Origin of the sequence: Streptomyces sp. R41 (assembly GCF_041053055.1) — a bacterium.
Lineage (GTDB): Bacteria > Actinomycetota > Actinomycetes > Streptomycetales > Streptomycetaceae > Streptomyces.
The window spans coordinates 7,550,597-7,563,705 of record NZ_CP163443.1; the positions used below are offsets into that span (position 1 = coordinate 7,550,597).

At 70.6% G+C, this 13,109-nt stretch carries 15 protein-coding genes and 2 pseudogenes; 12 read left to right on the forward strand and 5 right to left on the reverse strand.

The annotated features are described in order from the left end of the window. Position 1: 1 nt before the first annotated feature. Both AB5J53_RS34525 and AB5J53_RS34530 read left to right on the forward strand, forming a co-directional pair. Complete coding sequence (locus AB5J53_RS34525; RefSeq protein WP_369249519.1) at positions 2–511, forward strand: flavodoxin domain-containing protein; 510 nt, start codon at positions 2–4, stop codon at positions 509–511. Between the two features lie 177 nt (positions 512–688). Continuing rightward, on the forward strand, positions 689–2,434 hold the full coding sequence (locus AB5J53_RS34530) for a GAF domain-containing protein (RefSeq protein WP_369249520.1): 1,746 nt from the start codon (positions 689–691) through the stop codon (positions 2,432–2,434). Positions 2,435–2,479: 45 nt separating this feature from the next. On the opposite strand, the gene AB5J53_RS34535 is transcribed toward AB5J53_RS34530, so the two are convergent. The 4 genes and pseudogenes from AB5J53_RS34535 to AB5J53_RS34550 all read right to left on the reverse strand — a co-directional run bounded on the left by AB5J53_RS34535 (position 2,480) and on the right by AB5J53_RS34550 (position 5,049). Next, complete coding sequence (locus tag AB5J53_RS34535) at positions 2,480–3,181, reverse strand: response regulator (protein ID WP_369249521.1); 702 nt, start codon at positions 3,179–3,181, stop codon at positions 2,480–2,482. Positions 3,182–3,338: 157 nt separating this feature from the next. Then, positions 3,339–3,584 (reverse strand): annotated as a pseudogene (locus AB5J53_RS34540) (BON domain-containing protein); the annotation flags it as partial. A gap of 99 nt (positions 3,585–3,683) precedes the next feature. Then, complete coding sequence (locus AB5J53_RS34545) at positions 3,684–4,148, reverse strand: Crp/Fnr family transcriptional regulator (protein WP_369249522.1); 465 nt, start codon at positions 4,146–4,148, stop codon at positions 3,684–3,686. A 316-nt stretch (positions 4,149–4,464) separates the two neighbouring features. After that, positions 4,465–5,049, reverse strand: a complete 585-nt coding sequence (locus tag AB5J53_RS34550) for a hypothetical protein (RefSeq protein ID WP_369249523.1) — start codon at positions 5,047–5,049, stop codon at positions 4,465–4,467. Between the two features lie 418 nt (positions 5,050–5,467). On the opposite strand from AB5J53_RS34550, the gene AB5J53_RS34555 reads away from it, so the two are divergent. The 3 genes and pseudogenes from AB5J53_RS34555 to AB5J53_RS34565 all read left to right on the forward strand — a co-directional run bounded on the left by AB5J53_RS34555 (position 5,468) and on the right by AB5J53_RS34565 (position 7,816). Then, positions 5,468–6,538 (forward strand): zinc-dependent alcohol dehydrogenase family protein, encoded by a 1,071-nt coding sequence (locus AB5J53_RS34555; RefSeq protein ID WP_369249524.1) that lies wholly within the window; start codon positions 5,468–5,470, stop codon positions 6,536–6,538. Between the two features lie 19 nt (positions 6,539–6,557). Continuing rightward, the gene (locus tag AB5J53_RS34560; protein ID WP_369249525.1) at positions 6,558–7,244 is read left to right on the forward strand and encodes a helix-turn-helix domain-containing protein; all 687 of its coding nucleotides are present in this window, start codon (positions 6,558–6,560) and stop codon (positions 7,242–7,244) included. Between the two features lie 132 nt (positions 7,245–7,376). After that, positions 7,377–7,816, forward strand: a pseudogene (locus tag AB5J53_RS34565) (pyridoxamine 5'-phosphate oxidase family protein). 80 nt (positions 7,817–7,896) lie between these two features. Here the strand turns inward: AB5J53_RS34565 and AB5J53_RS34570 are convergent. Further along, a complete protein-coding gene (locus AB5J53_RS34570; RefSeq protein WP_369249526.1) occupies positions 7,897–8,514 on the reverse strand; it encodes a TetR family transcriptional regulator in 618 nt (205 codons plus the stop codon). Between the two features lie 166 nt (positions 8,515–8,680). Between AB5J53_RS34570 and AB5J53_RS34575 the strand changes: the two genes are divergently transcribed. The 7 genes from AB5J53_RS34575 (at position 8,681) to AB5J53_RS34605 (ending at position 13,073) form a co-directional block, all read left to right on the forward strand. Further along, a complete protein-coding gene (locus AB5J53_RS34575) occupies positions 8,681–9,835 on the forward strand; it encodes a hypothetical protein (protein WP_369249527.1) in 1,155 nt (384 codons plus the stop codon). A 5-nt stretch (positions 9,836–9,840) separates the two neighbouring features. Next, the gene (locus AB5J53_RS34580) at positions 9,841–10,056 is read left to right on the forward strand and encodes a carboxypeptidase-like regulatory domain-containing protein (protein ID WP_369249528.1); all 216 of its coding nucleotides are present in this window, start codon (positions 9,841–9,843) and stop codon (positions 10,054–10,056) included. A gap of 316 nt (positions 10,057–10,372) precedes the next feature. After that, entirely contained in the window at positions 10,373–10,813 is a 441-nt protein-coding gene (locus tag AB5J53_RS34585) for an OsmC family protein (RefSeq protein WP_369249529.1), read from the forward strand. Between the two features lie 218 nt (positions 10,814–11,031). Beyond that, positions 11,032–11,427, forward strand: coding sequence for a sortase-dependent protein (locus AB5J53_RS34590; RefSeq protein WP_369249530.1), 396 nt, complete (start codon positions 11,032–11,034; stop codon positions 11,425–11,427). Then, positions 11,424–12,035: a class F sortase gene (locus tag AB5J53_RS34595; protein WP_369249531.1), complete on the forward strand. Its 612-nt coding sequence runs from the start codon at positions 11,424–11,426 to the stop codon at positions 12,033–12,035. The genes AB5J53_RS34590 and AB5J53_RS34595 overlap by 4 nt, the downstream gene beginning before the upstream one ends. Before the next feature lie 110 nt (positions 12,036–12,145). Then, on the forward strand, positions 12,146–12,637 hold the full coding sequence (locus AB5J53_RS34600; protein ID WP_369249532.1) for an RNA polymerase sigma factor: 492 nt from the start codon (positions 12,146–12,148) through the stop codon (positions 12,635–12,637). After that, positions 12,621–13,073 (forward strand): hypothetical protein, encoded by a 453-nt coding sequence (locus tag AB5J53_RS34605; RefSeq protein ID WP_369249533.1) that lies wholly within the window; start codon positions 12,621–12,623, stop codon positions 13,071–13,073. The genes AB5J53_RS34600 and AB5J53_RS34605 overlap by 17 nt, the downstream gene beginning before the upstream one ends. Positions 13,074–13,109: the final 36 nt, after the last annotated feature.

Below are 13,109 nucleotides of genomic sequence, written 5' to 3' on the forward strand. Positions count from 1 at the left end.
CGTGCTGAGCAAGGTGCTGGTTGCCTACGGAACGACAAACGGATCGACCGCGCGGATCGCCGAGACCATCGCTGAGGTCCTGCGCAAGGAGGGGGTTTCTGCCGAGGCGGTGCCCGCCGCGTCCGTGACGAACGTGGAGTCGTACGACGCCGTGGTGGTCGGCGGTGGACTGTACGCGGGGCGCTGGCACAAGGACGCCCGCCGCTTCGTCCGCCGTCACGGCCGCGCGCTGGCCCGGCGGCCCCTGTGGTTCTTCAGCAGCGGTCCGCTCGACGCCACGGCTTCGCAGCGGGACATCCCGCCCGTACCAGGCGTGAAGCGCGCCATGACCCGGCTCGACGCCGGGGAACACATCACTTTCGGGGGCTGCCTCGAAGCGGGAGCCAAGGGATTCATCGCCCAGAAGATCCTCTCCTCGGGCAAGGGCGGGGACTTCCGCGACTTCGGGCAGATCGAGGCATGGGCCGCCCGCATCGGCACCCGACTTGCCGCCGACGCACAGCAGAGCTGAGGGGCGGCTACATGGAGTTGCCCGCGTCCTCGGTTCCGGCCGCCGCAGGATCGCTTCCACCAGATGTGTGAACCCGAGTTCCAGCGAGCGCTGCGGTCGGCTGGGCCTCAGACAGTACGGTGAGAGTGGGAGAACTGGTCCGAGCTGTCTGGTCCGCTGAGTCGGTCGGAGGAAACGATGAGCGGGGATGGGCGCGAGGTTTCCCAGCAGTACTTGCCCAAGCTGCGGCTGGATGACCTGCTCGACGAACTGCAGGCGCGGATCGATGCGGCGCGCGGAACGCAGGACCGGGTGCACAGCCTGCTGGAAGCGGTGCTGTCGGTCGGGCGGGAGCTGGATCTGCCGCACGTGCTGCGGCGCATCGTCGAGGCAGCCGTCGTGCTCGTGGACGCCGAGTACGGAGCGTTGGGCGTGATCGGCGGCGACAGCCGACTGTCGGAGTTCCTGACGGTGGGCATCAGTGACGAACAGCGGGCGGAGATCGGTGACCTACCGAGCGGCCACGGCATTCTCGGCGAGCTGATCCGCCATCCGGTGCCGCTGCGGCTGCCAGAATTGTCGGAACACCCGGCGTCCTACGGCTTTCCGGCCCATCACCCGCCGATGCACTCCTTCCTCGGCGTGCCGATCCGGGTGCGCGACGAGGTGTTCGGAAACCTCTACCTCACCGAGAAGCGCAGTGACAAGGAGTTCGACGCGGAGGACGAGTCCGTCCTGTCGACGCTGGCGGTGGCCGCCGGAGTGGCCATCGAGAACGCGCGGCTGTACGAGGAGACCAGGCTCCGCGAACGCTGGCAGCGGGCCAGCGGGGAGGTCACGAGCATGCTCCTGACCGGTGCGCCCAGCGCGGCGGTGCTGGAACTCATCGTCGACGAGGCCCGGAAGATCGTCTCCGCGGACATGGGGGTGATCGCTGAGCGGGTACCGGGGGAGGAGGCACTGAGGCCGGCGCTGGCGGTCGGCCTCGGCGCGGAGGAACTCGGCGGCCTGGTGATGTCCGCGCGGAACGGTTTCCTGGGAGCCGCACTGAGCACGGCGGAGCCGGTGGTCAGCGCCGACATCGGGCACGATGCCCGCACGGGTGAGAGTGAAGCCCAGTGGGCCGGGCTCGGGCCCGTGGTCGCGGTGCCCCTCGGCACCAGTGGCAAGGCGCGTGGTGTGCTCCTGCTGGGCCGTGTGCCGGGTGGCAGGCCGTTCGGCGACGTGGACACCGGACCGCTGCTCGGCTTCGCCGATCAGGCGGCCCTGGCGCTGGAACTGGCCGAACGCCGCCGGGACGCGGAGCAGATCACGCTGCTCCAGGACCGGGACCGCATCGCCCGCGACCTGCACGACCTTGCCATCCAGCGGCTCTTCGCGGCCGGCATGACCCTGCAGAGTGCGCAGCCCTTCATGGAGCACCCGGAGGGGTTGGAACGCCTGGCACGGACCGTCGACGACCTCGACGACACCATCAAGATCATTCGTTCCACGATTTTCGGCCTCCGCGCGCACGGGGCGGGCACGAGAGAGGGGAGCGGCCTGCGCGGGCGGGTCTCCGAGGCGGTGAAGGCCTCGACCACGTCGTTCGGGTTCCCGCCCGCGCTGCGGATCGAGGGGCTCGTCGAGACCGATGTTCCCGGCGAGATCGCGGATCATGCCGTCGCGGTGCTGGGCGAGGCGCTGAGCAACGCCGCCCGGCACTCCGGAGCACAAGCCGTGGACGTCCGACTCCGGTGCGCCGGCGGTGAGTTGACGCTCACCGTGACGGACGATGGCTGCGGGATGCCCGGTGACGTCGAACGCAGCGGTCTGAAGAACCTGGAGGAGCGTGCCGTTGCCCTCGGCGGCACGCTGACGCTCGGTGAACGGCCGCAGGGCGGCGGGACACGGCTCGTGTGGCGCGTTCCCGTGAGCTCGGACGGAGCCGCGGCCGGACGCTGACCGGCGAAGCCTGCGGCCACGGCCGCAGTCCGGGGCCGGGAGGACTCAGCGCGTCGGGTGGTCGGTGGCGTCGGATTGTTCGAGATGGCTGGCCAGTACCGCAGCCTGGACGCGGCGCTGGACGCCCAGTTTGGCCAGCAACCGGGAAATGTGGTTCTTCACTGTCTTCTCGGACAAGTAGAGCTTCTTGCCGATCTCCCGGTTGGTGAGTCCGTCGCCGATCAGCGCGAGGATGTCGCGCTCGCGGGGCGACAGACTGGCGAGCTCGGGCGCCAGGGCCGGTGCCTCGGCGGGATCCGCGCGCAGGGAGCGCATCAGCCGGGCGGTCGTCGTGGGGTCCAGCATCGACTGACCGGAAGCGACCGTGCGTACCGCCGAGACCAGGTCGGAGCCCTTGATCTGTTTGAGCACATAGCCCGAGGCCCCGGCCATGATCGCGTCGAGCAGCGCTTCCTCGTCGTCGAAAGACGTCAGCATCAGACAGGCCAGCTCCGGCATCTGGCTGCGCAGTTCCCGGCATACGCTGATGCCGTCACCGTCCGGCAGGCGGACATCGAGGACGGCCACATGCGGACGCAGCGCCGGGCCGCGCACCAGCGCGTGCTCGACGCTGTCGGCGTCGCCGACCACCGAGATGTCCGGCTCGGCGTCCAGGAGGTCCGTGAGACCGCGGCGTACGACCTCGTGGTCGTCCAGCAGAAAGACCCGGATGGGGTTCTGTTCCGAAAACGTACGCGCCTCGGCCATGACGACCCCTTGTTCACTGGTGACTACGGACCACGAGCTGCCTGTGACGACGATCATCACCCTGCGGGACCGAATGCACTAGGGCCGACCGGCCCAACCGGAGCGCTGTTGTCCGTTCGGCCGCGGGTCAGGGCTGCGGCAGGCGAACCGGGCCTGTCAGCTCGAACTCCACGTCCACCACACCTTCGACGGCCCGCACCAGGCGCGCGGCCACGGGCACCAAGGAGGTGTCCCTGACCCGGCCGCCGAGTGTGACGACGCCCTCCCGCACCTGCACACGGACAGGAGACAGCGGAGCACGGAACAGGTACGACACGACTTCCCTGTGGACCTCCTCGGCGATGTCCTCGTCGTCCCTGAGGAACACCTTGAGGAGATCACCGCGGCTGACGAGGCCTTGAAGTCGGCTCCACGGCCGACGGCTGCGACGGTGTGGGTCATCACATCGCTCACGATGTGCGGGCTCCCATGCACGGTGGCTCCCTGGTGGATTCCGAAGCGGTCAGCGAGCGCTTCCGCTGCCGTACGGTGCGTACAGGTCCAGCAGCCGGGTCCTGGCCGATCGCAGCCGGCGGGCGACGATGTCTCCCGCCCACTGGGCCACTGCCATTCCCAGTGCGGGATCGGCCTGGCACATGGCCCGTACCACGTCGGCGTCGAACTCGTACGCGCGCACTGGGCTGGTGGCCTCGGCGCCCAGGTGCCAGGTGTGCGGTCCGAACAGCCAGGACCAGCCGATGAGTTCGTTGTGCCCGAGGGTCTCGATGACGGCCGCGCGGCGGCCGGGCACATGGATGTCGAGGACCACCGTGCCGGTGCGGATGATCCAGAACCGGTCCGCGCGCCGTCCCTCCTCGAACAGGCGGGTTCCCTGGGGGAAGGACACCTCCCGCGCGATGCCCATCAGTCGCTCGCTGTGCTCGGCGGGCAGCGCTCGCAGCATGCTGAAAGTGGGGGAAGCGTTCATGATCCTGGCCTCTTCCTGGAGCGCGGTTCTGCCAACTCCAATCTCTTCTCGACGCCCTGCTTCCACCATGGGCCACCCGGCCCCGAGGAGGGGCCGCATGGCAACGGACAGGGCATGCGGCCGGACCCTTTCCCGCACCGTGCGGGTGGGATGCCGCCCGTGCCGTGGACGCCGGGGCCGCCTGGGCCGAAGGGCGAGCGACAGCCATGACCACCCGTCCGATGACCGTCGGCGTGGACTGCTCGCTCATCGCCTTACGGGCGCTGGACCGGGCCGCCGAGGATACGGTGTTGCGCGGCGCCGTGCACGATGCGGGTCATGTGGACTTGCGTCCCCGCTGAGCTCCGAGCTGGTCCCACTCACGGCCCCATTGGGCGTAGCGCCGCTGATCGAGCCGCCATTGCGTGACGCGGCCGGCGGCGAACGCGAGGCCGGCGAAGGCGACTGCGGCCCCCGCGCCGAGCGTGCCCGCCTCGAAGGCCGCCGCGGAGGCGGTCGGCGGCTCGGTGGTGGGGCGGCCCCCGTTGTTCAGCCAGATGACGACCTTCGATCCGGCCCTGTGCCCGGAGTCCACCAGGGCCCGGCCGGTATGGGTGGAGCCGTCCGACGTCGTCCAGCGGACCATCGCCCTGACCCGGTCATGCGTCGTGCCCTCGGTCGTCGGCGCGATCCGTACGGTGTTCTCGAGCAGGACGGCTGGGACCGAGTGCCGCTCGTTGCGCAGCTGCTCGAAGGACTCGTCGGCGGCATGAGCTGCCATCACGCCGACCAGGGTGCCCCCCAACGCGATGACGGTCCAGACGACCAGAATGATCCAGGCCTCGACGATGTCGTCGTGCCGACGCAACGGATTGCTCCGCCATCGCCACAGCAGCTGCCTCGCACCCTTCGTCCTGCGCATCGCACTGCACCTCCGCTCATCAAGGACAGCAACGTGACATTTCGGGAGTGAGTGACGGCAGGGGCCGACCGGACGGCATCACTGGGCCGTCCCGCACCCACACACGCGCGCGGCATTGGGCCGTCCAGCCCGAGTCGGTGAGGAGCGGTCGGCTCGGTGCGCTCACGCACGGACGTCGGTTCCTGCGAACGGGCCTGCTCGGTCCGGCAATGGGCGCCGACCGGCCCATGTGGACAGCATCCGCCACGGTCAGGCTGGACATAAAAGGTCACTCCGCGCGCGAGGAAGCCGCCCAGCGGTACCCGAGCACAGCCGGACCGGTGATTCCGGCCGGAGCGGAGGGGCGCTCCTGCAGGAGGCCGATTGCTCATCGTTGTCCCTTACGACCGGCATCGGTCAGGCCCAGGAAGGGATCGTCATGAAGGCACTCGTATTCAACGGCTCCGGAAAGGCCGCATGGGAGGACGTCGCCGACCCCGGTATCCAGGATGCCACCGACGCGATCGTCCGCGTCGACGCCGTCACCATCTGCGGAACCGACCTCCACATCCTCAAGGGCGATGTCCCGGAGGTACGCCCAGGTACCGTGCTCGGGCACGAAGCCGTCGGGGAGATCGTCGAGGTGGGCAGCGACGTCCGCACGGTCCGACCCGGCGATCGTGTCCTGGTCTCGTGCATCACGGCGTGCGGCCGTTGCCGGTTCTGCCGCGAAGGCACGTACGGGCAGTGCCGCGACGGCGGGGGCTGGATCCTCGGCCACCTGATCGACGGCACACAGGCCGAGTACGTGCGCGTGCCGCACGCCGACCTGTCCACGCATCTGCTGCCCGGCGCGTTGGAGAGCAAGGACGCCGTGCTGCTCGCCGACATCTTCCCCACCGCCTACGAGGTGGGTGTGCTGAACGGGCGGGTGCGGCCCGGAGACACTGTCGTCGTGGTCGGTGCGGGGCCCATCGGCCTGGCCGCGATCGTCACGGCGCGGCTCTACACCCCGGAGAAGATCATCGCCGTGGACCTCGCACCCGCCCGGCTGGATGCCGCCAAACAATTTGGTGCCGACGCCGTGGCAGTGGCTGGCGACGAGGCCGAGGAGTTGGCTGCCGACCTCACGCAGGGCCTTGGAGCCGACGTGGTCATCGAAGCGGTCGGGGTGCCGGAGAGCTTCGAGATGTGTACGCGCATGGTGCGGCCCGGCGGGCACGTGGCCAATGTCGGCGTGCACGGCAGGCCCGCGACACTCCACCTCGAAGACCTGTGGATCAAGAACGTGACCATCACCACCGGTCTGGTCGACACGCACTCCACTCCGACCCTGCTGCGCATGATGGCCGCCGGACACCTGCCCGTGTCGTCCATGGTCACCCACACCTTCCCGCTGGACGCCATGGAGGAGGCGTACGACGTCTTCTCGAGGGCCGCCGACACCGGCGCGCTCAAGGTCGTCCTCGGCGGGCCGCAGCACGACGTCCTTACGGTCAGGACGCCCTGACAGGAAGAAGCGAAGGATCATGTCCGAGCAGACAGCGCCGCGCGCGGCGTCCACCACGGCGGACAGCGCAAAAGGCGACATCGGGCGTCGCATCGCCAGGCGACGCGAGGAACTTGGGCTGACCCGGGAGGAGGCGGCCGCACGGGCGGGCACGGCTCCTGGCTACGTCCAGTACCTGGAAGAACGGTCCACCGCGATGCCTGGGACCGCTGCCCTCATCCGGCTCGCCGACGCGCTGGAGACCAGTGTGGCCGCCCTGCGTGGCGGTGATGCCGACCTGCCACCAGGTATCGGTCGGGCGGCCCGCCACCCCGAGCTCGTCGAACTCAGCGCCGAGGAGTGCCGGGCACGGCTCTCGCGGCACGGCATCGGAAGGCTCGCGATGGACACGCCGGACGGGCCGATCATCGTGCCCCTCAACTACAGCGTCATCGATGGCGCGATCACCTTCAGGACGGCACCCGACGCCGTTCCTGCGACAGCCGTCGGGGCACACGTCGCCTTCGAGGTCGACCACATTGACGAGGCGCTCAGCCAGGGCTGGAGCGTGCTCGTACGCGGCCGTGCCCGAGCCGTGAGGGAGCGCGACGCCGTGGAACGGCTGAAGGCGCTCGCGTACAGCGGTCCATGGGCAGGCGGCGAGCGTGACATGTGGGTGCGTATCGAGCCCGACAGCACCACCGGCCGCCGGATCGCGGTGCGCTGACGCCGGTCACCCGCAGGGTCCGACGGGCGGCCAGTCTCCGGCCGCCCTGGACCGATGGGCCCTCGCCTCCGTCCCTGGCCGCTCCACAGGATGAAAGACGTACCGCTGTACCGCGTGAAAGTGACCTCGGTGATGAATCCCAACGACGACTTCCATGAGCTCGACCGGCAAGAGTGCCTCCGTCTGCTGGAGGGGGCACCGATCGGCCGCATCGTCCACACGCGCCACGCCTTGCCCGCGGTCCTGCCCGCCAACTTCTGCCTGGACAGGGTTCCGCGGTACTGCTGCGCACCTCCGCGGACTCCGAGCTGGCCTCCGCCGTCGATGGTGTGGTGGTCGCCTTCGAAGCCGACGAGGTGGACGTGACGACCCACTCCGGTTGGAGCGTCGTGGTGACTGGCTGCGCCAGGGTGGTGACCGACCCCGCCGAGCACGCCCGGTTGTCCCTGAGCGGTCCGCGCCCGTGGGTGGCTGTACGTGAGGAAGTCTTCATCCGCATCGAGTCCGAGTTGGTCACCGGCCGTCAACTCGTCGGAGAACGCACGCTCTACGGGGCCGACCTCACCTCCTGAGTGGTGTCCCTTCGGCGGGAGAGAACCGGCGATGACAGCGACAGTGACAGCCGGGACGCGCGCCCGGCTCTGCACAGCCGTCAGCCGGTCGGTGGCTCCCATGAGAGCCCGTCGCGGACCAGGTCGAAGGCCCTGTCGAGCACGGTGACCGCGTCGTCGCCGGAGTCGGGCTGCCAGCAGGTGACGGCTGCCTGCTGGGCGGCGAAGGCGACCGCCGCGGTGGTGCGGACGTACAGGTCGCTCTCCGGCAGGCCGGTGCGTGCCGCCACCGCTGCGATGACCGCGTCCTCGACCGCGCGGTGCGTCTGGGTGATACGCGGCAGCAGTTCGGGGCGCTCGCGCAGGAGCGCCGCGCGCCCCAGCAGGAGTCCGCCGGTGGTGAGTTCGCCCAGGCGCTCGGCGAGCACCGCGTGGATCGCTTCCAGCGGGGTCTCGTGCGCGGGGCGGTCGGTGATCCGCTGCTGGATCAGAGAGGGGATGCCCTCCTCCAGCGAGAAGACCGCCTCCTCCTTGGCCGAGAAGTAGTTGAAGAAGGTGCGGGGAGACACACCCGCGTCCGCGCAGATGTCCTCCACCGTGACCGCGTCCGGGCCGTGCCGACGGAAGAGGGTCACCGCCGAGGCCTGCAGAGCTCTTCTGGTCGCCCGCTTCTTGCGCTCGCGCAACCCCTCCGGAGGGCTGCTCGTCACGGGTGTCACGGGTGTCATCACACTCCCGGAGTCTACTGTCGTCCCGATTCGGTTGCAGCCCTGCAAAAATGCATCACTGCAAGTTTCTACCATGGGCCCTTGTGCTGCCGACCGGGCCGGATCGGGTCCTTCCGGCAGCCCCGGTTCGAGCAGCGATCAGCCCGAGGAGGGCCCCATGGCGGAACAGACCGAGCGGCCCCCCGGCCCGGCCTCGGCCAGAACCCTGGCCGAGGCCCTGTGGTTTCCGGCGGCCCTCTTCCTCGGCTTCCTGTTCTGCTTCGCCCCCGCCCTGCACGCACCGCAGCCCCACCACGTGAAGGTGGCGGTCGCGGATCCGGCTGTCGCGCGGAGGATCGGCGGCGAGCTGCGGCGGCAGTATCCCGGCGGTTTCGACATCACGGCGGTGACCGACGGGCGGGCAGCCCGGCAGGCGGTGCTGGACCGGCATGCGGCGGCGGGCTTCGTCGCCGACGGCCGGCATCCGGTGCTGTACGTGGCCAAGGCCAACGGGATGTCGTTCGAACAGACGCTGCGCACCGTGTTCACCGAGGTCGCCGCCCGGAGCCACCAGCGGCTCACGGTCGAGGACGTGGCGCCCACCGTGAGCAAGGACCTGCTGGGCTCGACCCTGCTCTACTTCGGGATCGCCTGGAGCGTCCCCGGCTACATCCTCGCGACCACCCTGCTGCGTGTGGTGACCTTCAGCCGACGCGGGAAACTGCTGACGATCGTGGGTGCCGCCGCCCTGTTCAGCGTCGCCGACTACCTGATCGGCACGGGCCTCGGCTACCTGCCCGCCGACCCCTCCGCCATGGCGATCGCCTTCCTGCTCACCACGGCCGTGGCCACCTCCGCCTCGGGTCTGGCCCCCTTCACCCGGCAGTTCTTCCCCGCCGTGGGCATGGGCCTGTTCATCGTGCTGAGCATCCCCACCAGCGGCGGCGCGGTGGCCGCCCCGATGCTGCCGACGTTCTTCCAGCACATGCACGCGGTAATGCCCCTGGCCAACGCGGTCGACGCCCTGCGCGGAGTCCTCTACTTCGATGGCGCCGGGGTGCTCGAGCCCGTTCTGGTGCTGTGCGCGTGGATCGCCGCGGGCGCCGCCCTGCTGGGCCTTGACGCCTGGCTCCGGAACCGCAGGGCGCCCGGCTGTACGCCGACGGCGACCAGGGGGAGGTCGAGGAGCCCCCGGTGGACGACCCGGCGCTGGAAATGCCGATCCCCACCGCGCTCCCCGTCCACCGTCACCACCACTTCGGCGAGGCGGTGCCGATGCTGGTCGGCACCGTCCACGACTCCGAGCCGCGCCCCGTCCGTGGTGCCACAGTGATCGTCATGGACACCGCGGGCCGGCAACTGCTGCGTACCACGACCGACGAACACGGGGAGTACGCCGCGACCGGTCTCCCCGAGGGATACCTCAGCATCGTGGTCTCGTCCGTCGGCCGGAATCCGATGGTCCATCAGAAGCTGCTGCGGCCCGGCTCGGTTGTTCGGGCAGACTTCGCGTTGCACGGCCGGCGGGACAAGGTGTCGCGACCGGTGCACTAGGCATTGCGCGGTGACAACCGGAGCGCTGTCTCGCGTCCGGTCGCTCCGGTGCGACCGGAGTGCTGTCTCGCGGACCGTGGCTCCGGTGCGACCGGAGCGCTGTCTCGCGGACCGTGGCTCCGGTGCGACCGGAGTGCTGTCTCGCGGGCCGTGGCTCCGGTGCGACCGGAGTGCTGTCCCGCGGGCCGTGGCTCCGGTGCGACCGGGGCGCTGTCTCGCGTGCCGTCCCGCCGGTGCGCCGTACGCGCACAGCGTCCAACCTCGACCGGGCCGACAACCACGGCGGTCCGCGCCGCGTGACACTAGTGTCGTCGGCATGACCGAAAACACCCTGCGCTCCGTGACCATCGAGCGGACCGGCGCCGGCCACTTCACCGCGACGAACGCGCGCGGCGGTGTGATCAGCTTCGGTACCAGTTCCGATCCTCACGACGGCACCGACTTCACCCCGGTCGAGCTGTTGCTCGCCGCGATCGGTGGCTGCACGGCGGCCGACGTCGATGTCGCCACCGGCCGCCACGCGGAGCCCACGGGGTTCGCCGTCACCGTGACCGGCGACAAGATCAGTGACGAGCTGGGCAACCGGATGACCGACCTCGTGGTCACCTTCTCCGTCGCTTTCCCGGACGGCGAGCTCGGCGACCGCGCCCGCGCGATTCTCCCCAGGGCGGTCAAGACCTCCCACGACCGGCTGTGCACGGTCAGCCGCACGGTCGAGATCGGCACGCCCGTCACCGCGACGGTCGCGGACGCCTGATCCCACCCAACACGACCGCTGATCCCACCCAACACGACCGCTGATCCCACCGAACACGACCGCGTAAACGCCGCGTTCCTCCCGCGCGCGACGCGGCGGCCCCCGACGGCTTTGCCGTCTCTTTACAACCCGCCCCGCCGCCGCTTCGTCTCTCCGCTCGATCCACAACCCAGCCCACCGAGTCACCGGGTGGGCGGACCGACGAAAGAGAGCGATTCATGCGCCGAACTGTCCTCAGCGCCATGGCACTCGCGAGCACCGCCGTGCTGGCGAGCACGGTGCCCGCGTTCGCCGACGGGGCGAGCCCCGCCCCCACGAGCCGCCCGACCGCCACCACCGCACCCGCCCCGGCCACCACCGCCCCGACCCCGGTCCCGACCACCACGTCCGCGCCGACCAGCGCCGCCCCGGCTCCGAGTGCCGTACCGACGCGGGCGCCGGCCCCGAGCCAGGTCTCCGTCGTACCGAGCGGTGCGCCGGACACCGGTGTGGCGCCGGTGTCGAAGCGGTCCGGAGCCGACGGCGGGCTGATCGGCGGGGGAGCTGCCGCGGTGTTCGCCGTGGGAGGCGCGGCGGTCTTCGTCGTACGGCGTCGGCGGGCGACCGGGGCATGACCCTGCCCTCCAGGCGCGTCTTCGCCACCGCGGCGATGGCCTCGTTGCTCGTGGGCTGCGGCGGCCACGGGGCCGGCCGGGCCACGACCGCACGCCCCAGGAGCACGCCGCCGCCTTCGCGGGCCCCCGACAAGTCCGTGCGTGCGCTCGGGCGTTCGGTGCCGGTCGCGTTGCGGATCCCCGCCATCGGGGTCGACACCCCGGTCATGCAGCTGGGGTTGGCCTCGGACGGCAGCCTGCAGGTGCCTCCGATCGCGGCGCACGACCGGGCGGGTTGGTACCGGCATTCGCCGACGCCGGGTCAGGTCGGCCCTTCGGTGGTCCTCGGCCATGTCACGGTCGGCGCGTACGGGGACGGGGTCTTCCGCCACCTCGCGCGGCTGCGCCGGGGTGACCGGATCGTGGCGCGCCTGGAGAACGGCACGACGGCGGAGTTCGCCGTCACCTCCGTACGGACGGTCGCCAAGGCGGAGTTCCCCGCCGACGCGGTCTACGGGGACGTGGACCGTCCCGAGCTGCGGCTCATCACGTGCGGCGGCCCCCGTACCGGCGACGGATACCTCGACAACGTCATCGTCTTCGCGGCGCTGAGCTCCGCGACTCCCTGACCCGCCCCACCCGGATCCCGGGCCGACGGAACGTACGCCGACGGCCCGGGCTCTTTGGCCATGAGTTCTCTACGAGTTCTCTGCGAGTGCCCTCACGACCATGGAGAGCGTTGAAACGGTCCCGCGAGAAGGCAGCGTCCGAGCTGTTCGCCGCCCTCTACCCGCGCCTCGCCGGCTGGTGCCGTCGGCTGGTCGACGACGACGAGACGGCCCACGAGATCGCCTCGGAGGCGTTCACCCGGCTCTGGGCCCGCTGGACCTCCGTGGCGGAGCCCCGCGGCTTCCTCTACGTCACCGCGGCCAACCTCGTCCGGGACCACTGGCGAAAGCTCGAACGCGAACGCAGAGCCGTGCGCCGCGCCACCGCCGAAGCCGCCGTCCGCCCGCAGACCGAACAGGCCGACCCGTCGGTACGCCTGCTCGTGCAGTCGCTGCCGGAACGACTGCGCGTCCCGATCCTGCTGCACTACTACGCTGACATGCCGATCCGGGAGGTGTCCGCGCTGACCGGGCGCAAGGAAGGAACCATCAAGGCCGACCTCCACGCGGCCCGCGAACTGCTCCGCGCCCACCTGAGGAGAAGCCTTGATCACACACTCTGACGACGATCCGGACTTCGAACCGGACGACCCCCTCGCCGTGATCCTGCGACCCCCCTCCGACTACCTCGGCCCACCGGCCGGCCGCTACGAGGCGATCCGCCGCGGTGCGGCCCGCCGCAGGCTGCTCCGCTCCGCGGTCGGCGTCGGCCTGGCGTGCGCCGTCGCCGCTCTCGTCGCGCTGCCCTTCCACCTGACGGCGACTTCCGAGGCGCCCACGTCCCCGACGGTCCCTCTCGCCCCACCGCCCGCGAGCAGTCCTTCGGTCGCGCCCACTCCGTCGGCGTCGCCCGAGCCGGTCAGTCCTCGCCCCACCGGCAGCACTCGCAGCACCGGCCCCCGTCCCACCGCGAGTACGCGGACCGACAGCCCCGGCACCCCGACGAGCGCCGTCCCCACCCGCGCGCCGTCGGCGATACCGACCCCCGGGCCGACGTAGTTTTGAACATGTTCAAGTCGGGGCGTACGCTCCTGC